Here is a 21,028-nt window from a genome sequence, read left to right as displayed (position 1 = left end):
CAGAGTCTATCCTTGCTCACACGAAGACTTCATTGTCGCGTGCTAGACTCAAAAAATGCGCCGCTTGATAGCTGTTTTTATACTGGCATTGCTACCGCTCCAGTTCAGCTGGTCTGCGGTTGCTAGCTATTGCATGCATGAACGCGCTACGGCTCAGACACAACATGTGGGGCATCATGAGCATGAGCATGAGGCCAAAAGCGTGGTTGACCCAGCAGACAAGAACGGGCAAAACGCCGACCAGGTTGATTCCGATTGCTGGGTTTGCCATGGCGTCGGCATCGGCGTCTTCAACTTGTCCTATGCCAAGCAAGGCGGCTCTCATGACAGTAGTTTGGATGCCCAGCCCAGCGAGCGGTTGGCTTGTGTAACGCCCAATCCCCCTGACCGCCCTCAGTGGTCCGTCCTCGCCTAATCGGCGGGGTATCTCTCCTTCCTTCAGTCATTCGTGTCCGCCCCTCTGGCGGATGTAGTTGCGCGTGTCGCGGCTGTGATGAGTGACGAGTTGCCAGGCAACTGCACGGTTGCCACCCCACTGATTCCTTTGTGTTTTGAAATCACTGGAGAATCGAATGTTCAAGGGTATTTACCTTCAAGGAAAGCCGCAGGCATGGCGCGGCCGCAAGAAAATCGGGCTCGCAGCTAGCGCGGCGGCCATATTGCTGGTCGCCGCCTCCGGCAGTGCCCTTTCGCAGGGCGTGTCACAACGGCCCGTCGTTGGCGAGGAAGCACTTCAGACTGCCGCAACAGCACCCGCTACGCCGCTGTCGCTGACCAAGGCAATCGAACTGGCTTTGGAGGGAAGTCCCGAGGTGGCAGCGGCGACGCGCCAGTGGGAGGCAACCGAGGGGCAAGTTCTGCAAGGGCGCGCACGCCCCAATCCAGAGCTCGCCTATTCGCTGGAAGACGCGCGCTCCAGAACGCGCACGCAAAGTTGGCAGCTCAATCTTCCGGTGGAACTGGGGGGGAAGCGTGCTGCGCGCACCAAGGCAGCTGAAAAGTCCCGCGAGCAGGCGCAGGCCCAACTCAACGAGCTGAAGGCAGCCTTGCGAGCCAACGTGGCTACAGCCTATTTCGACGTGCTGACTGCGCAAGAGCGCCTGGTGCTCGCCAAGGACAGCGTGGCGCTGGCCAAGTCTTCAACCGACACTGTCGCTAAGCGGGTGGCTGCCGGCAAAGTGTCGCCTGTCGAAGAGTCCAAGGCCCGGGTTGCGGAAGCGGGTATTCGCGTCGAGCTCGCCCAGGCTGCGAGCGAACAACGCAATGCCCTGTCTCGTCTGTTCGCGCTATTGGGAAAGATCGAAGCGCCTTTCACGGTCCTGGAGGGCAAGGCCGAAAACCTCCCCCCTGTACCGAAACTCGCCGATCTTCAGTCCCTTATTTCTTCTTCGCCAGCGGTTGTCCTGGCAAGGATCGAGGTGGACCGACGCAAGGCCTTGACCGACCTGGAACAAAGCAAGCGGGTGCCGGACATCACCGTCAGCGCTGGTATACAGCGCAGCAACGAAACGCAGCGAAACATTCTTCTTTTCGGTGTCTCCGTACCTCTGCCCGTGTTTGACCGAAACCAAGGCAATCTCCTCGAAGCACTGAAGCTGGAGGACAAGGCCCGAGACGAGTTGCAGGGGGCCACCGTGCGCCTGCACAGCGAAGTGGCGCAGGCCCAGGAGAGGCTGTCCACGATCGCGGCAGAGGTCCAGTCACTGCGTCAGGACGTCCTTCCGGGCGCGAAGTCCGCTTACGACGCCGCAACCATTGGCTTCGAAAACGGCAAGTTCAATTTCCTGGAGGTGCTCGATGCGCAGCGCACCTACTTCACCGCCAAATCCCAATATCTCAAAGCACTTGGCGAGGCACATCGCGCAGCAGCCGATGTCGACCGTCTGCTCGGCGGCTCTACCGGTCCACGCCTGATCGCAACGCAGAACTGAAAATGACCATGAACACCAGCAAATCCATCATCAGCAAAAAGCACTTGATCGCCATTGCCGTCGTCCTTGCATTGGGGGTCGGAGCGGGAGCCTTCATCCTTCAGGGCGGCGGTAAACCCAAAGCCGCGGCCGCCGAGGGTGATGGCCACGGTCACGGCGGCCACACCGAGGCCAAGGAGCACGGCGATGGTGAGCACCATGGCAAAGGCGGGGAAAAGGGCCACGACGATGACAAGGGCCATGCGGACGGCGAGCACCACGAAAAGAGCGAAGCCAAGGGTGCCCATGGCGGTACCGTCTTCAAGGAAGGCGATTTCAGTCTGGAAGCACTGCTGTCGGAAGATGGTGGCGAGCCTCGGCTGCGAATCTGGCTGTTCGATAAAGACAAGGCCCTACCCCTGAGCGCGGCAACGGTCACGGCAACAGTGACCCGCCCGACGGACGAAAAGCAAAAGCTGACATTTGCTGCGGAAAAAGACAACCTGGTCAGCCGCGAGATCGTTGCCGAACCCCATGCGTTCGACATCGAGATCATTGCGCAGACTGCCACAGAGCCCTTCATGTTCGTGATGAGCAAGGAAGAAGGAAAGATCGAACTGACCGACGCACAGATCAAGGCGGCATCGATCAGTGTGGACACCGTGTCGGCAGCCAACATCAAGACGGCACTGCTTTTGCCCGGCGAGATCCGGCTGAACGAAGACCGCACTTCGCACGTTGTCCCCCGTCTTGCGGGAGTGGTGGAAAGTGTCAGCGCCAACCTTGGCCAAGTCGTCAAGAAAGGGCAGGTGCTGGCCGCCATCGCAAGCCCGACCGCCTCAGAGCAGCGCAGCGAGTTGCAGACCGCTCAAAAGCGATTGGCGCTGGCCAAGACCACATACGAGCGGGAGAAGAAGCTGTGGGAGCAGAAGGTCTCGGCTGAACAGGACTACCTCCAGGCCAAGCAGGCCCTGAGCGAAGCGGAGGTGGCTGTAGCCAACGCCAATCAGAAACTGAGTGCGCTGGGCCTGTCCACCTCGTCGGTGTCTGGTTTGAATCGCATCGAACTGCGTGCGCCTTTCAACGGCATCGTCATCGAGAAGCACCTTAGTCTCGGCGAAGCCGTGAAAGAAGATGCAGCCGTGTTCACCATCTCGGATCTCACCCAGGTGTGGGCGGAGATCAACGTTCCGGCAAAAGACCTGCCGTCGGTGAGGGTGGGCGAGAAGGTCACCATCAAGGCCACGGCGTTTGAGGCATCCGCCACTGGCACCGTCGCTTTTGTGGGCGCGCTGATCGGGGAGCAGACCCGCACAGCGAAGGCCCGCGTGGTTCTGGAAAATCCCAAGGGCGCCTGGCGTCCCGGCCTGTTCGTGAACGTTGAAGTTGTGTCCGAAGAAACGGCGGCGCCTGTGACGATCTCGGCTGACGCCGTGCAGAACGTCGGAGAAAAGCCTGTTGTGTTCCTCAAGGTCAACGGCGGCTTCATTACCCAGCCAGTGAAACTTGGTCGAAGCGATGGCAAGCGGATCGAGGTCCTTCAGGGACTCAAGTCTGGTATGCCCTACGCCTCGACCGGCAGCTTCGTCGTGAAGTCTGAACTCGGCAAGGGATCTGCCGAACACACGCACTGATCGCGGAGCGCATACATGTTTGAAAAACTCATTCGATTCTCGATCGAACAGCGATGGTTGGTGCTTCTAGCGGCCCTGGGCATGGCGGCGCTTGGCGTCTTCAGCTACCAAAAGCTGCCTATCGATGCGGTCCCTGACATCACGAACGTCCAGGTTCAGATCAACACCCAGGCCGCAGGCTACTCGCCTTTGGAGACTGAGCAGCGGGTTACATACCCCATTGAGACGGTCATGGCTGGCCTGCCAAACCTGGAGCAGACCAGGTCGCTTTCGCGGTACGGTCTGTCGCAGGTGACCGTCATTTTTAAAGACGGAACCGACATCTATTTTGCTCGCCAGCTCGTCAACGAGCGTATCCAGGAGGCGCGTGACAAGCTGCCTGCAGGCATCACGCCAGCGCTGGGGCCCATCTCGACCGGGCTGGGCGAAATCTATCTCTGGACTGTCGAAACCAAGGACGGGGCGAAGAAGCCTGACGGCTCGCCCTATACCGCGACAGACCTGCGCGAGATTCAGGACTGGATCATCAAGCCACAGCTGCGAAATGTTCCTGGCGTGACCGAGATCAACTCCATTGGTGGCTTTGCCAAGGAGTACCAGATTGCACCCATCCCAGAACGACTGGCATCCTTGGGCGTGACATTGCAGGATGTAGTCACTGCGCTGGACCGCAATAACGGCAACGTGGGCGCGGGCTATATCGAAAAGCGCGGCGAGCAGTACCTCATTCGCGCGCCCGGTCAAGTCAAATCGCTGGAAGACATTGGAAACGTGATCCTCAGCAGTGCCAACGGTGTTCCTGTGCGCGTGCGCGACGTGGCAGAGGTGGGCATTGGCCGAGAGCTGCGCACCGGTGCCGCAACCGACAACGGGCGCGAAGTGGTCCTCGGCACGGTGTTCATGCTGATCGGTGAGAACAGCCGGACCGTCTCGCAGGCAGTGGACAAGAAGATGTTGGAAGTCAACAAGAGCCTCCCAGAGGGAGTGCACGCGGTGACGGTCTACGACCGTACCGTGCTTGTTGACAAAGCCATCAGCACGGTGAAGAAGAACCTGCTGGAGGGCGCGGTTCTCGTGATCGTGATCCTGTTCCTCTTTCTGGGCAACATCCGCGCTGCCATCATCACGGCAATGGTCATCCCCTTGTCGATGCTCTTCACCTTCACGGGTATGGTCCAGTACAAGGTGAGCGCCAACCTGATGAGCCTGGGAGCGCTGGACTTCGGCATCATCATCGATGGCGCTGTGGTGATCGTTGAGAACTGCGTACGGCGCCTTGCCCATGCACAAGCGCACCACGGTCGGCCACTGACGCGGGCCGAGCGCTTCCATGAGGTGTTCTTGGCATCCCAGGAGTCAAGGCGCCCATTGCTGTTCGGCCAGCTCATCATCATGGTGGTGTACCTGCCCATCTTCGCGCTCACGGGGGTGGAAGGAAAGATGTTCCACCCCATGGCCTTCACTGTGGTCGCTGCTTTGGTGGGCGCAATGATCCTGTCGGTAACCTTCATCCCCGCAGCGGTAGCCTTGTTCATCGGCAATCGGGTCAGCGAGAAGGAGAACTTCCTGCTGGGCCATGCCAAGCGCTTGTACGGTCCGCTGCTCGACCGTGTCATGGCCGCAAAGGCGGTCGTACTGACCGCAGCCGCAGTTGCGGTGGTCTTGTGCGGCTTGATCGCCACGCGCATGGGCAGCGAGTTTGTGCCCAATCTCAATGAAGGCGACTTTGCGATCCAGGCGCTGCGCATCCCAGGCACCAGTCTTTCCCAGTCAGTCCAAATGCAGCAGCAGATTGAAAGGACCTTGAAAGAGAAATTCCCCGAGATCGAGCGCATTTTCGCCAGAACCGGAACAGCGGAGATCGCCTCAGACCCCATGCCGCCGAACATTTCGGACGGGTACATCATGCTCAAGCCAACGGCCGAATGGCCCGAACCTCGAAAAACCCGCGACGAACTACTCGCGGCGATTCAGGAAGTCATCGGGAAAATCCCCGGCAACAACTATGAGTTCTCCCAGCCCATTCAGCTGCGCTTTAACGAGCTGATCTCCGGGGTGCGCAGTGACGTGGCCGTGAAGATCTTCGGTGACGACATGGATGTCCTGAACAAGTCCGCTGAAGAAGTATCTGCGATGCTGCAGAAGATCCAAGGTTCCTCTGAGGTGAAGGTGGAGCAGACGACGGGCCTTCCTATGCTCACAGTGAACATCGACCGCCAAAAGGCCGCCCGCTATGGTCTGAACGTCGCCGACATCCAAGACACCGTGGCCACCGCGATTGGTGGTCGTGAGGCGGGCACCATGTTCGAGGGAGACCGCCGGTTTGACATCTTGGTTCGCTTGCCTGAGGCACTGCGTAACGACTTGGAAGGGATGAAGCGGCTGCCGATACCGCTGCCGCGTTCTGCCAGTGGTACGGATGCCAAGACGAACTTCATCCCGCTGGGCGAAGTGGCAACGTTCGAGCTCGCTCCTGGCCCGAATCAGGTGAGCCGAGAAAACGGCAAGCGCCGCATCGTCGTGAGCACCAACGTGCGCGGGCGCGATGTGGGCTCTTTCGTCGCAGAGGCTGAGCAAGGCCTGGCCCAGATCAAGATTCCTACCGGCTATTGGACGAGCTGGGGGGGAACCTTCGAGAACTTGCAGTCGGCCACTCAGCGCCTGCAGATCGTCGTGCCGGTGTCCCTGCTGCTGGTTTTTGTGCTGCTATTCGCTATGTTCGGCAACGTCAAGGATGGTCTGCTGGTCTTCACCGGCATCCCATTCGCTTTGACGGGGGGCATCCTGGCGCTTTGGCTTCGCGACATTCCGATGTCTATCTCTGCGGCGGTCGGCTTCATCGCGCTTTCTGGGGTGGCCGTGCTCAATGGTCTGGTGATGATTTCGTACATCCGCAGCTTGAGGGAAGGCGGTGTGGGTCTTGACGAAGCAATCCGTGACGGAGCGCTCACCCGGCTACGGCCGGTTCTGATGACTGCCCTTGTGGCCTCGCTGGGCTTCATTCCCATGGCCATTGCGACAGGTACCGGCGCTGAAGTCCAGCGTCCCCTGGCCACTGTAGTGATCGGCGGAATTCTCTCGTCCACGCTGCTCACGCTTCTCGTACTGCCGATTCTTTACCGTCTGGCCCACCGACCCGATGAGGAAGATGAGGATGTGTCTGCTGAGCCATCGCATCCCCCGGACGTGTCTGCGCCCGTGTAGTTGAAACGGTCCCGCTCGCTGATTGCGGGACCGTCCCCTTTCTCCAACCCCTAAGGAACTGTCATGAAACTCTCCCAACTCATTCTCGCCCTGTCAGTGTCGATCTCGGGCGCAGCCTTCGCTGCGGACAATCACGGCCACGACCTAAAGCCGATGCACGGTGGTGCTGTCGCAGAAGCCAAGGAGGTCGAGTACGAATTCGTTGCCAGCGCCGACAAGCTGCAGCTCTATATGCGCGACCATGGAAAGCCAGTTGCCGTGGCGGGAATGACCGCCAAGGTCACGCTGCTGGCAGGCAGCGAGAAACAGGATGTCCAGCTCCAAGCCGGTGACGGCAAGCTGGAAGCCACGGGCAGTTTCAAAGTCCCCGCCGGTACCAAAGCCGTCGTCGCCGTTTCGAAGGCCGGCAAGTCGGTTGCCTCCGTTCGCTTCACGCTGAAGTAGTACCGGGGGTTAGTGGGTCACTTCTGGGTGGAAATCAACAGTGGTGGCCATGCGTGACACGCAGGTCACGTTGCAAGACCTGCGCGAGCGCAAAGAGTGGAAGTTGCCTTACGCCGCGATCGAACCGCCCTTGCCCGATCCTGCAACACGCCCTCAAGCTGTGGCGCCAGAGCCGCCGGCCGCCCCCCGACCGACGCGCAACGACTTTCGCTGCGGCGAGAAGGTCGCCTTTGAGGACAAGTACCTGCAGACCGTGGTGGGCACCATCGTGCGCATCAACAGCCGCACTGCAACCATCGACCCCGGTGATGGCACGCAGTGGCGCGTAGGCTTCGGCTTGCTGCGACACATCCTGGACGTCTGACTATCCCATAAGGACCTCGTCAAGAGGGTGCTGAGCTGACGCTTACCTACCGCATGCAGGTCTCGCACATGAAGCTGTGTGCCAGTGGGGCCTTCTGGCTGGTGGCCTACCCCAGCCAAGGCCACGAGATGCTGTTCGATGCGCACACCCGCAGCTTTGCAGCGCTGGGTGGCGTGGCACGCCGTGGCATCTACGACAACATGAAGACGGCGGTCGACAAAGTCAAGAAGGGCAAAGGCCGCGTGGTCAATGCGCGCTTTGCAGCCATGTGCGCGCACTATCTGTTCGACCCTGATTTTTGCAACCGTGCCAGCGGCTGGGAGAAGGGGCGCGTGAAGAAGGATGTGCAAGACAGCCGCCGTCGCATCTGGGTGGAGGCGGGGCAACGGCGCTTTGGCAGCTTTACCGAGCTCAATGCGTGGCTGGGCGAGCGCTGCCGGGCTCTGTGGCGAGAGCTGCGCCACCCGCAGCACAAAGCGTTCAGCATCGCCGAGATGCTGGAGCTGGAGCAAAGCCACCTGATGCCGATGCCGGTGGCCTTTGATGGCTATGTTGAGAACCCGGCCAAGGTGAGCAGCACCTGCCTGGTGACGGTGGCGCGCAACCGCTACTCGGTGCCCTGCGAATGGGCGGGGCAAATGGTCAGCACACACCTGTACCCGGCGCAGATCGTGGTGGTGGCCGGCGATGCTATGGTGGCCACGCACGAGCGCCTGAGCGATCGCAACCAGACCCGCTACGACTGGCAGCATTACGTGCCGCTGATCGAGCGCAAGCCGGGCGCGCTGCGCAACGGCGCGCCCTTTGCAGACCTGCCCGAGCCATTGCAGCGCATGCGCAAAGGCTTGCTGCACCAGGAGGGGGGCGACAGGGTGATGGCGCAGGTACTGGCCGAGGTGCCCAAGCAAGGGCTGGACGCCGTGCTGGTGGCGGTGGAGTTGGCCCTGGAGAGTGCGCCGCCATCGGGGCGGGTGAGCACCGAGCACGTCATCAACGTGCTCGGCCGCCTGCAAGCGCAGCCCCTGCCCGAGACGGTTGCGACCAACCTGCAAGTGAGCCAGACACCCCTGGCCGACACGGCGCGCTATGACAGCCTGCGCGCTGGCAGCGACATGCAGGAGGCCGATCATGCGTGAGCTGGACAAGGAGTTCAAAGAGCTGCGCCTGTACGGCATGGCCGGGGCCTGGGAGGACCTGGTCAAGCAAGGCGGCCACGCCACGCTGGAGAGCTCGCGCTGGCTGCTGGAGCACCTGCTGCAAGCGGAAGTCACGGACAGGGCCATGCGCTCAGTGAGCTACCAGATGCACACGGCGAAGTTCCCCGTGCACCGCGACCTGGCGGGCTTCGACTTCGAATGCTCGCCCGTGGACAAAAAGCTCATCGAGCAGTTGGCCAGCATGGCGTTCACCGAGCAGGCGCACAACGTGGTGCTAGTGGGTGGCCCCGGCACGGGCAAGACGCATCTGGCCACGGCCATCGGCGTGGCGGGCATCACGCGCCATGGCTCACGCGTGCGGTTTTACTCCACGGTGGATCTGGTCAACGCACTGGAGCAGGAGAAGGCCCAAGGCAAGGCAGGCCGCATCGCAGCGAGCTTGCAGCGCATGGACCTGGTCATCCTTGATGAGCTGGGCTACCTGCCCTTCAGCCAGGCAGGCGGCGCCTTGCTGTTCCACCTGCTGAGCAAGCTCTACGAGCAGACCAGCGTGATGATCACCACCAACCTGGACTTCAAGGAATGGTCCAGCGTGTTCGGCGACGCCAAGATGACCACGGCACTGCTGGATCGACTCACGCACCACTGCCACATCGTCGAGACGGGCAACGAGTCCCACAGGTTCATGCACAGCACAGCCGTGGCCAAGAAACGCATCAAGGCACGCGAACAGGCCAAGAAGGCTGAGCCGTTCTGAGCGGTTCAAGGGCAAGCCGCTACGGGCTTCGCCCTGCGCGGCTTGCCCTCAACGGACGACCACCGAGCTCGATCACCAAGGAGACCAAAACCGACCCAAGGCACTACACTTATCCACAGCCGACCTTCACAGGTTGGCCATTAGCCCTGGCTCAAAATTCAATCGGCACGGTGGCTCAATTTTGAATCGGCGCCAACAGCGTTGGAGGACGGCGCTTCAATGTGGGGCGATTCAAGGGGCCGACTAGCCTCCAATCGATGAACACTTCGAGCCATCATGTGTCTATATTGAGGACTCCAAACATTGACACATTATTTCGGCTAAGTTGTTATTTTTCTTAGCTTCTAATGTGTTCATATTTCATAAAATATGCCAATGCTGTTCAACATGACGGGACCGTCAACTCCTCAGCAGTCGCTGCAGTTTGATTTGCAGGGCACCCCTGCAGGTGTCACGCGATCCAAGTCGCGCGTGCCTCTTGCCAAGCTGGCGAACGAGAAGTTGCCGGCATATTCGCCGGACGACGGGCCGCTCACGACGGCAGAGATCTACGCCATTCAAGCTGATGCCGATGCGTGCATGCCAATAGGACGTGTTCTACGGCGCATGAGCCTGCTCGCATCCATCGAACCGTTAGTGCGATGAACGTCTCACTCGCGTGGACGCCCGCGAGACGGACCCACACAGGCAAGAAACAATGAGGACTATCTTCATCGACTTTGATGGCGTATTGCACCCTGCAGGTGGGCCTGTTGGCGCCTGTCTTCCCTTTGAATGGCTCTCTGATCTGAAGGCCCTTCTCAGCGCGCATCTCCCAGTTCGCATCGTGGTTCACTCCAGCTGGCGCCTCACGTACCCACATGAAGAGATTCGGGAATTTTTGAGCGGGCTGAGTGCCCTTGAAATCGATATCGTCGGGCCGGGAGAAAAGCTTCAGGCCATCACCGCGTACCTGAGTGCCCACCCTGAGATTGATAGCGGCCTTGTGATTGACGATGAGCCCAACGAATTTCTGGCTGAATTCCCGCTTCTGGTTGTTGCCTGTGATCCCACGACTGGCATCTCCTGCCAGCACGTGCAGAACGAGGTCACGGCGTGGCTGAACCACGTAGGACCCATCCCTCTGGATGCAGAGTGGCTGTAACGACGCACACGGTGATGGTGGGGCGGCCCCTGAGACAGTCTCCCCGCGAAATCCGCTCGTGACGAAACCGAAGTGACGCAAGTTACTGCCCACGATGCCAAGCCGAAGTTTTCCTGTTATGAGCGGTGCACGGCGAATGTCCTCCTGAGCATCATCACCTCGTGGCCGTACAGGCTTAAATCCGGCGGTGCAGGGAACGCTAGCGCGGAGATTCTGATGCCTTTGGCGACGTGCCTGGGGGTACAGTGGCGGGCTTGTGCAAAATACTGATTTTTTGTACAGTATCGTGAAATCCCGCACAGATATGGCCATGTACAAACCAGCCCGTTACGTATTCCGTCCTGCCAGACCAGCTCCCGCATTGTTGCGCCGCATCTGGTCATGGTTTTGAGATCGCCCTGCTGTGCCTCGGGCCTTGCCCAGCCTCCAGGCTCGCTTGTCCCCCAAATGGCGATTCACCATGAGCGAGCTGCTGGCATTGCACAAAAAACGTCGCCACAAGTAACATGGGACCATGTCGAAAAACCAAGCCCGGAAACACTGGAGGAATTTCTCGCTCCCTGATTCGAGTGAGGACAGTGCTTGGCTGGATGCGCCACCTGTAGGCCGCGAATTTGGAAGTCCGGACTATGAGAGATTGATGGCGCTTGATCACGCAGCTTTCGTGGCCTTCCACTCGTGGAATAAGGTGCAGGATTGGCTGACCGCGCCGAACTCGCAGCTTGATGGAGCTTGCCCTGAGGAGGTGGCGCGAAGCCCCGCTGGGTTTGACAAAGTCATGTCAATCCTGTTGTCGTCGGGGAGCCGGGCCAGCACAGATTTCATGAACGGGATTGAGGCTTTGCCAGTCCAAGAGCGGGACAGTCAAAAAGGTTTTTAGTTGTTTCCTGTCAACGGCATACCGGGCGTCGGGTGGGACGGACTGGAGCACAGACACCAAGACAGGCACCCATTTAAATAGGGAATGTTCTGCAGCTTCGTACGGGCTCATAGCCTGCGGCGTGATATGGTCATCATTCCCCGCAGGGATGACAAGCCCATGGGTTCAAATTTCCAAAGCACTGTCGCCCACAGGCCACTGCAGTTCTCGAACAACTCTGCGCATGATCCAGACGCACTGCGCATCCGAGCACCATCGCTTGGCCAAGAGACCTTTGAATGCAGCCTTCACGGTTGCTTGCTGGTCCCCTTCGAAGGTCGCCAGCTTTCGCTGACAGTACGGGACCATCTGTGAGACCAGATCGTCACACATGTGGACGGCCTTGAAAGCCTCAGCACGGGTTGCAGGTTGGTGAAGGCTCGTTTCCATTGTCATTCAGGGGGTAGGCCCGATCAATGCGCAGGCTATAGTTTGCAATACAAATCAATTACCACCCACTGCGGGACTGGTCGATGGTGACCTTTAACGCTGCGTTCATTGAGCGAGCTGGGTTTTTGCGAATACTTCCCAGCCTCTCTTCGGTTTGCCCCCTTCATGCTCGACGACATCAAAAAAACCCTCTGGGCCACCGCCGACAAGCTGCGCGCCAACATGGACGCCGCCGAATACAAGCACCTGGTGCTCGGCCTCATCTTCGTCAAATACATCTCTGACACCTTCGCCGCCCGCCGTGCCGAGTTGACGACCCGCCTCACCAACCCCGACGACGAATACTTCTACGGCGACGCCGACCCCGCCGACATCGAAGCCGAGCTGGAAGACCGCGACTATTACAAAGAGGTCAACGTCTTCTGGGTGCCCGAAGGCGCGCGGTGGGGGGCGCTGCGCAATGCCGCCAAGCAGCCCGACATTGGCAAGCGTATTGACGACGCCCTCACGCTGATCGAGGCCGAGAACCCCAAACTCAAAGGCATCCTCGACAAACGCTACGCCCGTGCGCAACTGCCCGACGGCAAGCTGGGTGAGTTGGTTGATCTGGTCTCCACCATCGGCTTTGGCGAAGACGCAGCCATTGCCCGCGACGTGCTGGGCCAGGTGTACGAATACTTTCTGGGCATGTTCGCCAGTGCCGAGGGCAAGCGGGGCGGGCAGTTCTACACGCCTGCCAGCATCGTCAAAACCCTGGTCGCCATCCTGGCCCCGCACGAAGGCAAGGTGTACGACCCCTGCTGTGGCTCGGGCGGCATGTTTGTGCAGTCTGAGAAGTTCATTGAAGCCCACGGCGGCAAGCTGGGCGATGTGAGCATTTACGGCCAAGAGGCCAACCCCACCACCTGGCGCCTGGCCGCCATGAACCTGGCCATTCGCGGCATTGACTACAACCTGGGCCGCGAGCCTGCCGACACCTTCACCCGCAACCAGCACCCCGACCTGCGGGCGGACTACATCCTGGCCAACCCGCCCTTCAACATCTCTGACTGGTGGCACGGCAGCCTGGAAGGCGACCCGCGCTGGGAATATGGCGACCCACCCCACGGAAACGCCAACTACGCCTGGTTGCAGCACATGCTGCACCACTTGAAGCCCACCGGGCGCGCAGGCATTGTGCTGGCCAATGGCTCCATGAGTTCCAGCCAGAACAACGAAGGCGTGATCCGCGCCGCCATGGTCGATGCCGACGTGGTCGAAGTCATGGTGGCCCTGCCTGGCCAGTTGTTCTTCAACACCCAAATCCCCGCCTGCCTGTGGTTTTTGGCCAAGCAGAAAACGCGCAAGGGCGAAGTGCTGTTCATCGACGCCCGCAAACAGGGCCGCATGATCAGCCGCGTACAGGCCGAGCTGACGGACGAAACCATTGTCCGCATCGAAGCCGTGGTGGCCGCCTGGCGGGGCGAGCCGGGCGCAGGCAGCTACGAAGACGTGAAAGGCTTTTGCCGCAGCGTGTCCCTGGCCGAGATTGCCCAGCATGGCCATGTGCTCACCCCCGGCCGCTACGTGGGTGCGGAAGAGGTGGAAGACGACGACGAAGCCTTTGCCGACAAGATGCAGAAGCTCACCGAAAAGCTGGGCGAGCAAATGGCCAAGGGCGCGGAGCTGGATGCGGTGATTCGGGCGAAGCTGGGGGGGCTGGGGTATGAGTTCTGAGTGGGCTTCTCTAACGATCGGTGACTTGGTGCGAGAAGGAGAAGCGGCCGTTCAAACAGGCCCATTCGGCTCACAACTGCATAGTCATGACTACGTGGCCTCGGGGACCCCAGTTATCCCGACTGAAGCCATCGGAAGAGGACGGATTCTTGATATCGAGGTGCCTCGCGTAGACGCAGCGAAAGCGTCCGAGCTGGCCCGACATCGGCTTCGTGTTGGCGACATCTTGTTTGCACGACGCGGAGCGCAAGCTACAGGTCTGTCTGCAATTGTCGATGAAAGATTTGAGGGAGCACTCTGCGGAACAGGTGCTTTGCTACTCCGCCTTCATAGTCCCCGAATTGACCCGCAATATCTCGCGATGTTCTTGTCTAGTGAGACGGCTTACTCATGGCTGAGGACGCGCGCGGTGGGGGCTGTGATGCCCAACCTGAACACAGCCATCATTCAAGCGCTTCCCGTCTCATTGCCTGGAATTCATGAGCAGCAGCGCATTGCAGGGTTGATCGGTGCGCTCGACGACCGCATCACCCTCCTGCGCGAAACCAACGCCACCCTCGAAGCCATCGCCCGGGCCCTGTTCAAGTCCTGGTTCGTCGATTTCGACCCCGTGCGCGCCAAGATGGAAGGCCGCCCGCCCGAAGGCATGGATGAGGCCACCGCAGCGCTGTTTCCCGATGGGTTTGAAACGTCGGAGTTGGGGGAGGTGCCGAGGGGGTGGCGGGTTGGTAGCGTCTACGACATTTCAAAGGTTGTCTATGGTGCCCCCTTCGCCTCCAAGCTCTTTAAGGCCGCGCCACCTGGAAGGCCGCTGGTACGCATCCGGGACCTCAAGGATGAGCGCCCAGGTGTATTCACTGAAGAGGTCCATCCCAAGGGTTACCTACTAAAGCCCGGTGACATAGCAGTCGGGATGGATGGCGAGTTTCGTGCGTATGTCTGGGGCGGCGAAACAGCTTGGCTCAACCAGCGAGTGTGCGTTTTCCACCCGATCAACGGCGCATCTTCAGCTTTCGTTCGTCTCAGCATTGCGCCGCTGTTGGCAGCAGTGGAGGCATCGGAAACAGCAACAACCGTTATTCATCTTGGCAAGAACGATATTGACCGTTTCAGAGTCATCTTGCCTTCATCTACTGTGCTTCATGCATTTAGAGCCGTTGCGAAGCCGGTGTACGAGAGACTGGTGCTAAACAAGCAAAAAGCCCAAACCCTCTCCACTCTCCGCGACACCCTGCTCCCCCGTCTGATCTCCGGCCAGCTGCGCCTGCCCGAAGCCCAGGCCGCCTTGGAGACCACGCCATGACGACCCTGGAAACCTTGAGCCGCTGGCTGGCGGATGCGCCTGAAAACGAGCACCTGGAATTCAAGGAGGCCAAGCAGCAGTACGACACCACCAAGCTGCTGCGCTACTGCGTGGCGCTGGCCAATGAGGGCGGCGGCCATCTGGTGCTGGGTGTTTCGGACAGGCGGCCCAGGCAGGTGGTGGGCACGCAGGCTTTTCAGAACCGGGGCGAAGTCACGGCCCGTATTCTGGAGGCCCTGCGCATGCGTGTGGATGTGCAGGAACTGCAGCACCCCGATGGCCGCGTGCTGGTGTTTACTGTGCCACCACGCCCGGCAGGCACGCCCTTGCACCACGAGGGTGCTTACCTGATGCGTGCGGGTGAAGAGCTGGTGCCCATGTCGCCCGATCAGCTCAAGCGCATTTTTTCGGAGGGCGGGCCAGACTGGTTTGATCGCCCCGCCCGTGCGGGTGCCAGTGCCGAGGAGGTGGTGGCGCTGCTTGATACCCAGTCTTTCTTCGACCTGATGCAGCTGCCTTACCCCACCAACCGCGATGGCGTGCTGGAGCGCCTTGCGAAGGAGCGGTTGATAGAGCGCAAGCCCGATGGCTGGAACATCAACAACTTGGCAGCCATTTTGCTGGCCAAGCGGCTGGATGCGTTTTCGCCCGAACTAGCGCGCAAGGCCGCCAGGGTGGTCATTTACGAAGGCGCCAACAAGCTGACCACCCGCTACGACGAACCCCAGCCGCAAGGGTATGCGGTGGGCTTTGAGAAGCTGGTGGACTTTGTGCACTCCTCCGCGCCGCGCAACCATTTTGTCGAGCAAGCGCTGCGCGACGAGGTGAAGATGTTTCCGCGCCAGGCGATTCGTGAACTGGTGGCCAATGCGCTGGTTCATCAGGATTTTGAGGCCACTGGTCAGTCTGTGATGGTTGAGATGTACGCCGACCGTTTAGAGGTGTCCAACCCAGGTTTACCACCTATACAAGTGGAACGCTTCATTGATGAGTTCCGCTCGCGCAATGAGCGTTTGGCTGAACTGATGCGCCGCATGCGGGTGTGCGAAGAAAAGGGCAGCGGTATCGACAAGGTGATCCATCTGGCAGAGGTGTACCAATTGCCAGCACCAGACTTTCGCACCAGCGAGACCCGAACCACGGCTGTCTTGTTTGCACACCGAGACTTTGCCGACATGAGCAAGACAGACCGCATTCGGGCCTGCTATCAGCACTGCTGCCTGAAGTACGTAAGCAACGAACGGATGTCTAACCAGAGTCTGCGCGAGCGGTTCAGACTCCCCGAGTCAAAAACAGCGACAGCGTCACAAGTGATCAGTGCAACGAGGACTGCCGAGTTGATAAAGCCGGACGAGTCGGACACAACCTCAACCCGCTATGCCCGCTACTTACCGTTTTGGGCCTGAAGAGTGCTTAAACGCAAACCTGCATAAGTGGCAAAAAGACTTTTTTATCTTTATAAATCAATGGGTTGCGTGTTTAATCGCAAACCAGTTCTGACATGACCGAAGACCAACTCGAACGCGACACGCTGGCCTGGCTCCAAGACGTGGGCTACACCCACCGCCGTGGCCCTGACATCGCCTTCGATGGTTCTTCACCCGAGCGTGCCGACTACCGCCAGGTCATCCTGCCCTTTCGGCTGCGCGAGGCCATCAACCGCCTGAACCCCAGCATTCCGGTCGCCGCCCGTGAAGACGCCCTAAAGCAAGTCACGGATCTGGGCATTCCCTCCCTGCTGCCTTCCAACCGCGCCTTCCACAAGCTGCTGGTAGGTGGCGTGCCCGTGCAGTATCAGAAGGACGGCGAGACATGCGGCGACTTCGTGCGATTGATCGACTGGGCGCACTCCGAGAAGAACGAATGGTGGGCCGTCAACCAGTTCACCATCAAAGGCGCCCATAAAACCCGGCGCCCTGACATCATCCTGTTCGTCAACGGTCTGCCGCTGGTGCTGCTGGAACTCAAAAACCCCGCCGACGAGAACGCCAACATCTGGAAAGCGTTCGACCAGATTGAGACGTACAAGGAACAAATCCCGGACGTGTTCCAGTACAACGAGGTGCTGGTGATCTCGGATGGCACCGACGCCCTGATGGGTTCGCTCTCTGCCAACGCCGAGCGCTTCATGGCCTGGCGCACGATTGACGGTGTGAACCTCGATCCGCTGGGGCCGTTTCAGGAACTGCAAACCCTGGTGCGTGGCGCTCTGGCTCCCCAGTACCTGCTGGACTACATCCGTTACTTCGTCTTGTTCGAGGATGACGGCCAGCTCGTCAAGAAAATCGCGGGCTACCACCAGTTCCACGCCGTGCGTGCCGCCATCGAACAAGTGGTGATGGCTTCGCGCCCCGGCGCCTCGCACAAGGGCGGTGTGGTGTGGCACACCCAGGGCAGCGGCAAGAGCATCACCATGACCTGCTTTGCCGCTCGCGTGATGCAGGAACCCGCGATGGAAAACCCCACCATCGTGGTGATCACCGACCGCAACGATCTGGATGGCCAACTCTTTGGCGTGTTCAGCCTGGCCCAAGACCTGTTGCGTGAGCAGCCCACCCAGGCGCTGACCCGCCCGGACCTGCGCACCAAGCTGGGCAACCGCCCCTCGGGCGGCATCATCTTCGCCACCATCCAGAAGTTCATGCCGGGAGAGGATGAAGACACCTTCCCGGTGCTGTCCGAGCGCAGCAACATCGTGGTGATCGCAGACGAAGCCCACCGCACCCAATACGGCTTCAAGGCCACCCTCAAAGGCAAGCCCGGCGAAGAGAAATACCAGGCAGGCTATGCCCAGCACCTGCGCGATGCCTTGCCCAACGCCACCTTTGTGGGCTTTACCGGCACCCCGGTCAGCAGCACCGACCACGACACCCGAGCCGTGTTTGGTGAGTACATCCACGTCTACGACATGCAGCAGGCCAAGGAAGATGGCGCCACCGTGGCCATCTACTACGAGTCCCGCCTGGCCAAGCTGCGCCTCAAAGACGAAGACCTGCCCGCCATTGACGATGAAGTGGACGAGCTGGCCGAGGACGAGGAAGAAAGCCAGCAGGCCAAACTCAAAAGCCGCTGGGCCGCCCTGGAAAAGATCGTCGGTGCCGAACCCCGTGTCGCCAGTGTGGCCGCCGACCTGGTGGCGCACTTTGAAGAGCGCAGCACAGCCCAATCGGGCAAAGCCATGGTGGTGGCCATGAGCCGCGAAATCTGCGTCCACCTCTATAACGAGATCATCAAGCTGCGTCCCGACTGGCACGACCCCGACCCTGAGAAAGGCGCCATCAAGATCGTGATGACCGGCTCAGCCAGCGACAAAGCCCTGCTGCGCCCCCACATCTACGATGGCAAGGTCAAAAAGCGCCTGGAAAAGCGCTTCAAAGTCCCCGCCGACCCGCTGCGCCTGGTCATCGTGCGCGACATGTGGCTCACCGGCTTTGATGCCCCGTGCGTGCATACCCTGTATGTAGACAAGCCTATGAAGGGCCACAACCTCATGCAGGCCATTGCCCGTGTCAACCGGGTCTTCAAGGGGAAGCAAGGCGGCCTGGTGGTGGACTACATCGGCATTGGCAACGAACTCAAAGCCGCCATGAAGGAGTACACCGCCAGCAAAGGCCGGGGCACTCCCACCGTGGATGCCCGCGAGGCTTACAGCGTCCTCATGGAAAAGCTCGACGTTTTGCAAGCCATGCTGCACGGCTGCGATTACAGCGACTTCCTGACCGGTGGCCACCAGACCCTGGCGCGCGCCGCCAACCATGTGCTGGGCCTGCGTGAAGAAGGCGGCAAGGACGGAAAACGCCGCTTTGCCGACACCACCCTGGCACTGACCCAAGCCTTCTCGCTGTGCTGCACCTTGGACGAAGCCAAGGCAATTCGGGAGGAAGTCGCCTTCATGCAGGCTGTGAAGGTGATCCTGACCAAACGGGACATCACCGCCCAGAAGCGCACCGACGAGCAGCGTGACGAAGCCATCCGGCAAATCATCAGCAACGCGGTGGTGTCCGACCAGGTGGTGGACATCTTTGACGCCGTGGGCCTGGACAAACCCAACATTGGCCTGCTGGACGATGAATTCCTGGCCCAGGTGAAGAACCTGCCCGAAAAGAATCTGGCGGTGGAACTGCTCGAACGCTTGCTCGAAGGCGAAATCAAGAGCCGCTTTGGCAGCAACGTGGTGCAGGAAAAGAAGTTCTCCGACCTGCTGGGCAACGTCATCAAGCGCTACCAGAACCGTTCGATTGAAACCGCCCAGGTCATGGAAGAACTGGTGGACATGGCCAAGAAGTTCCGCGAGGCCGCAAGCCGGGGCGAGCAGCTGGGACTGACGGAAGACGAGGTGCGCTTCTACGACGCCTTGGCCACCAACGAGTCTGCCGTGAAGGAACTCACTGACGAGACCTTGAAGAAGATCGCCCACGAACTGACCGAGAACCTGCGCCAGAACCTGACGGTGGACTGGTCGGAGCGTGAGAGTGTGCGGGCCAAGCTGCGGCTGATGGTCAAGCGCATTCTGCGCAAGTACAAGTACCCGCCGGATCTGCAGGAGGCTGCGGCGGAGCTAATCTTGCAACAGGCGCAGGTATTTGGAGAGGACTGGGGCGGATAGGGTCTGTACTGGGTGCCCTACGTGGAATTGCAGTTGCCGCCCATAAAGAGCCGATGGCGTTGCTTGGGTCGACCCTGATCTGACAAGCTCAGCTCCACTTTGAATGACCGTTGTGCAGCGGTTGCTGTCGGTCGCGGCCGTGACCTGAGTTCACGGTGCCTGGCACAAAGCTGTCATTGGCTCACCCAGCAGCGCGGCAGCATCGATGACCGGTATCGAGGGAGCTGCAGTCATGGTCTAGCACACGTCTCCCCATGAACGGGACGACCCTACGCCTACCTGCGCGATGTCATGGCACGCCTGCCCATGCAGCCCGCCACCCAGATCGGCGAGCTGCTGCCATACCGCTGGCAGTCAGCCTGACAGCGCATATTCAGATACACGACCGCGCCCCGCAGTCAAGATGGGATCGCCGCGCGATTACGGGCGTCCTACAACCCTTAACTTAAGTCGGCCTACAGGCGAACAGTTGCCCCTCGGTCCCATGCCCCACGGCTGCATGGAATCCAAGTTCCATACCTAGGCAATTTTCTGACTTACGCTATGCGCCAAACCCAGGAAGGTCGAGATCAGAGGAGCTTGATGCCGCTCCTTTCTACAGATGAAGTGCACCTGTGTCGCCATGCTGGTGTCTGAAATAGTTAACTTAACAAGGCGAGGATCTGGCCTGTAGGCTGTTTCCGCCACGACGCCTAGGCCCAGCCCCTCCGCCACCGCCTCTCGAACGGACTCGCGGCTGCCCATCTCCAGAGCCACCTGCACCTCGACGCCTCGCTCCTTTAGTTCTTGTTCAAACACGCGTCTGGTCGTCGATCCTTCCTCTCGGATGACGAACCTCTGACCCTGCAGATCACGCAGTTTGAGAGTGGCCCGTTGCGCGAGTGAGTGTTGGGTGTTGCCGAATATCACCAATCGCTGGGTACGGTAAGCCGCGCCAAATAGATCTGGGTGAGCGACGTGATTGAGCACCATGCCCACGTCTCCCTGGTAGTCAAGAATCTTTTCAGTGATGGTTCGCGAGTCGCCTACGCCAACAGCCACGTTGACCTGGGGGAACTGTTTCATGAACAGCTTCAACACGGGCAGCACGTTGTGCGGCCCGATGGCATGGATGACCAGTCGCCCTACGTATTGATTTTTCGCAGCAGCGAGCAGTGCGTGCGCATCTTCCTCGCCACTGAAGGTACGCCGGGTGTAGTCCAACAGAGTGCGTCCAAAGGACGTGAGTTCAAGCCGCCGCCCGCGCCGATGAAAAAGCTCCACGCCGAAGTCGACCTCCAGGCGCTGTATGTGTGAAGAAACAGTCGGTTGTTGAATAGCGAGCACTCTCGCGGCAGCGGTCATGCTGCCGGCTCGGGCCGTTGCGTCAAAGGCCTTCAAGGCTGCGAGGAGGCTGAGTCCAGACATTGATGTGATCTATGGGTGCCCTCATTTTTAGGGATGAAAGTTTCATATTCATGACACCTTGGTCACCCAGACT

General features: G+C 60.0%; 15 protein-coding genes and 2 pseudogenes. 16 read left to right on the top strand and 1 reads right to left on the bottom strand.

The window, feature by feature from the left end; genetic code table 11:
• Nucleotides 1-55: 55 nt before the first annotated feature.
• The 16 genes and pseudogenes from czcI to K226_RS19620 all read left to right on the top strand — a co-directional run.
• On the top strand, nucleotides 56-415 hold the full coding sequence (czcI, locus tag K226_RS20005; protein ID WP_081739431.1) for a cation efflux protein, CzcI family: 360 nt from the start codon (nucleotides 56-58) through the stop codon (nucleotides 413-415).
• Between the two features lie 157 nt (nucleotides 416-572).
• Entirely contained in the window at nucleotides 573-1,931 is a 1,359-nt protein-coding gene (locus K226_RS0115205) for a TolC family protein (protein WP_024815611.1), read from the top strand.
• A gap of 2 nt (nucleotides 1,932-1,933) precedes the next feature.
• Nucleotides 1,934-3,544: an efflux RND transporter periplasmic adaptor subunit gene (locus K226_RS0115200; RefSeq protein WP_024815610.1), complete on the top strand. Its 1,611-nt coding sequence runs from the start codon at nucleotides 1,934-1,936 to the stop codon at nucleotides 3,542-3,544.
• A gap of 15 nt (nucleotides 3,545-3,559) precedes the next feature.
• Nucleotides 3,560-6,748, top strand: coding sequence for a CusA/CzcA family heavy metal efflux RND transporter (locus K226_RS0115195; RefSeq protein ID WP_024815609.1), 3,189 nt, complete (start codon nucleotides 3,560-3,562; stop codon nucleotides 6,746-6,748).
• A gap of 63 nt (nucleotides 6,749-6,811) precedes the next feature.
• Nucleotides 6,812-7,192 (top strand): hypothetical protein, encoded by a 381-nt coding sequence (locus K226_RS0115190; RefSeq protein ID WP_024815608.1) that lies wholly within the window; start codon nucleotides 6,812-6,814, stop codon nucleotides 7,190-7,192.
• Nucleotides 7,193-7,241: 49 nt separating this feature from the next.
• A complete protein-coding gene (locus tag K226_RS0115185; protein ID WP_238324274.1) occupies nucleotides 7,242-7,556 on the top strand; it encodes a hypothetical protein in 315 nt (104 codons plus the stop codon).
• 47 nt (nucleotides 7,557-7,603) lie between these two features.
• Nucleotides 7,604-8,692: pseudogene (gene istA / locus K226_RS0115180) on the top strand (IS21 family transposase); the annotation flags it as partial.
• Entirely contained in the window at nucleotides 8,685-9,470 is a 786-nt protein-coding gene (gene istB, locus K226_RS0115175) for an IS21-like element helper ATPase IstB (protein WP_024815605.1), read from the top strand. The pseudogene istA and the gene istB, both read left to right, overlap by 8 nt.
• A gap of 375 nt (nucleotides 9,471-9,845) precedes the next feature.
• A complete protein-coding gene (locus K226_RS0115170; RefSeq protein WP_162150983.1) occupies nucleotides 9,846-10,115 on the top strand; it encodes a hypothetical protein in 270 nt (89 codons plus the stop codon).
• 52 nt (nucleotides 10,116-10,167) lie between these two features.
• Nucleotides 10,168-10,614: an HAD domain-containing protein gene (locus tag K226_RS0115165; protein WP_024815603.1), complete on the top strand. Its 447-nt coding sequence runs from the start codon at nucleotides 10,168-10,170 to the stop codon at nucleotides 10,612-10,614.
• Nucleotides 10,615-11,128: 514 nt separating this feature from the next.
• Nucleotides 11,129-11,494 (top strand): antitoxin Xre/MbcA/ParS toxin-binding domain-containing protein, encoded by a 366-nt coding sequence (locus K226_RS0115160; protein WP_236748871.1) that lies wholly within the window; start codon nucleotides 11,129-11,131, stop codon nucleotides 11,492-11,494.
• Between the two features lie 594 nt (nucleotides 11,495-12,088).
• The gene (locus K226_RS0115150; protein ID WP_024815601.1) at nucleotides 12,089-13,639 is read left to right on the top strand and encodes a class I SAM-dependent DNA methyltransferase; all 1,551 of its coding nucleotides are present in this window, start codon (nucleotides 12,089-12,091) and stop codon (nucleotides 13,637-13,639) included.
• Nucleotides 13,629-14,942 carry a restriction endonuclease subunit S gene (locus K226_RS0115145; RefSeq protein WP_081739430.1) on the top strand — a complete coding sequence of 438 codons (1,314 nt, stop codon included), beginning with the start codon at nucleotides 13,629-13,631 and terminating at the stop codon, nucleotides 14,940-14,942. The genes K226_RS0115150 and K226_RS0115145 overlap by 11 nt, the downstream gene beginning before the upstream one ends.
• Entirely contained in the window at nucleotides 14,939-16,348 is a 1,410-nt protein-coding gene (locus tag K226_RS0115140; RefSeq protein ID WP_024815599.1) for an ATP-binding protein, read from the top strand. Before K226_RS0115145 ends, K226_RS0115140 begins: the two co-directional genes overlap by 4 nt.
• A gap of 95 nt (nucleotides 16,349-16,443) precedes the next feature.
• A complete protein-coding gene (locus K226_RS0115135) occupies nucleotides 16,444-19,548 on the top strand; it encodes a type I restriction endonuclease subunit R (RefSeq protein WP_024815598.1) in 3,105 nt (1,034 codons plus the stop codon).
• Between the two features lie 267 nt (nucleotides 19,549-19,815).
• Nucleotides 19,816-19,911, top strand: a pseudogene (locus K226_RS19620) (transposase domain-containing protein); the annotation flags it as partial.
• Between the two features lie 156 nt (nucleotides 19,912-20,067).
• Here the strand turns inward: K226_RS19620 and K226_RS0115130 are convergent.
• Nucleotides 20,068-20,928, bottom strand: a complete 861-nt coding sequence (locus K226_RS0115130) for a LysR substrate-binding domain-containing protein (protein WP_238324271.1) — start codon at nucleotides 20,926-20,928, stop codon at nucleotides 20,068-20,070.
• Nucleotides 20,929-21,028: the final 100 nt, after the last annotated feature.

The organism is Acidovorax sp. JHL-3 (assembly GCF_000526295.1).
GTDB classification, from domain to species: domain Bacteria; phylum Pseudomonadota; class Gammaproteobacteria; order Burkholderiales; family Burkholderiaceae_C; genus Acidovorax; species Acidovorax defluvii.
Note: the sequence above shows the minus strand (reverse complement) of the source record. Positions and strands in the feature narration are given on the sequence as shown.

Bases quoted from the DNA above. Each gene is read 5' to 3' on its own strand.
- czcI (WP_081739431.1), top strand. From the start codon at position 56: ATGCGCCGCTTGATAGCTGTTTTTATACTGGCATTGCTACCGCTCCAG.
- K226_RS0115205 (WP_024815611.1), top strand. From the start codon at position 573: ATGTTCAAGGGTATTTACCTTCAAGGAAAGCCGCAGGCATGGCGCGGC.
- K226_RS0115200 (WP_024815610.1), top strand. From the start codon at position 1,934: ATGACCATGAACACCAGCAAATCCATCATCAGCAAAAAGCACTTGATC.
- K226_RS0115195 (WP_024815609.1), top strand. From the start codon at position 3,560: ATGTTTGAAAAACTCATTCGATTCTCGATCGAACAGCGATGGTTGGTG.
- K226_RS0115190 (WP_024815608.1), top strand. From the start codon at position 6,812: ATGAAACTCTCCCAACTCATTCTCGCCCTGTCAGTGTCGATCTCGGGC.
- K226_RS0115185 (WP_238324274.1), top strand. From the start codon at position 7,242: ATGCGTGACACGCAGGTCACGTTGCAAGACCTGCGCGAGCGCAAAGAG.
- istB (WP_024815605.1), top strand. From the start codon at position 8,685: ATGCGTGAGCTGGACAAGGAGTTCAAAGAGCTGCGCCTGTACGGCATG.
- K226_RS0115170 (WP_162150983.1), top strand. From the start codon at position 9,846: ATGCTGTTCAACATGACGGGACCGTCAACTCCTCAGCAGTCGCTGCAG.
- K226_RS0115165 (WP_024815603.1), top strand. From the start codon at position 10,168: ATGAGGACTATCTTCATCGACTTTGATGGCGTATTGCACCCTGCAGGT.
- K226_RS0115160 (WP_236748871.1), top strand. From the start codon at position 11,129: ATGTCGAAAAACCAAGCCCGGAAACACTGGAGGAATTTCTCGCTCCCT.
- K226_RS0115150 (WP_024815601.1), top strand. From the start codon at position 12,089: ATGCTCGACGACATCAAAAAAACCCTCTGGGCCACCGCCGACAAGCTG.
- K226_RS0115145 (WP_081739430.1), top strand. From the start codon at position 13,629: ATGAGTTCTGAGTGGGCTTCTCTAACGATCGGTGACTTGGTGCGAGAA.
- K226_RS0115140 (WP_024815599.1), top strand. From the start codon at position 14,939: ATGACGACCCTGGAAACCTTGAGCCGCTGGCTGGCGGATGCGCCTGAA.
- K226_RS0115135 (WP_024815598.1), top strand. From the start codon at position 16,444: ATGACCGAAGACCAACTCGAACGCGACACGCTGGCCTGGCTCCAAGAC.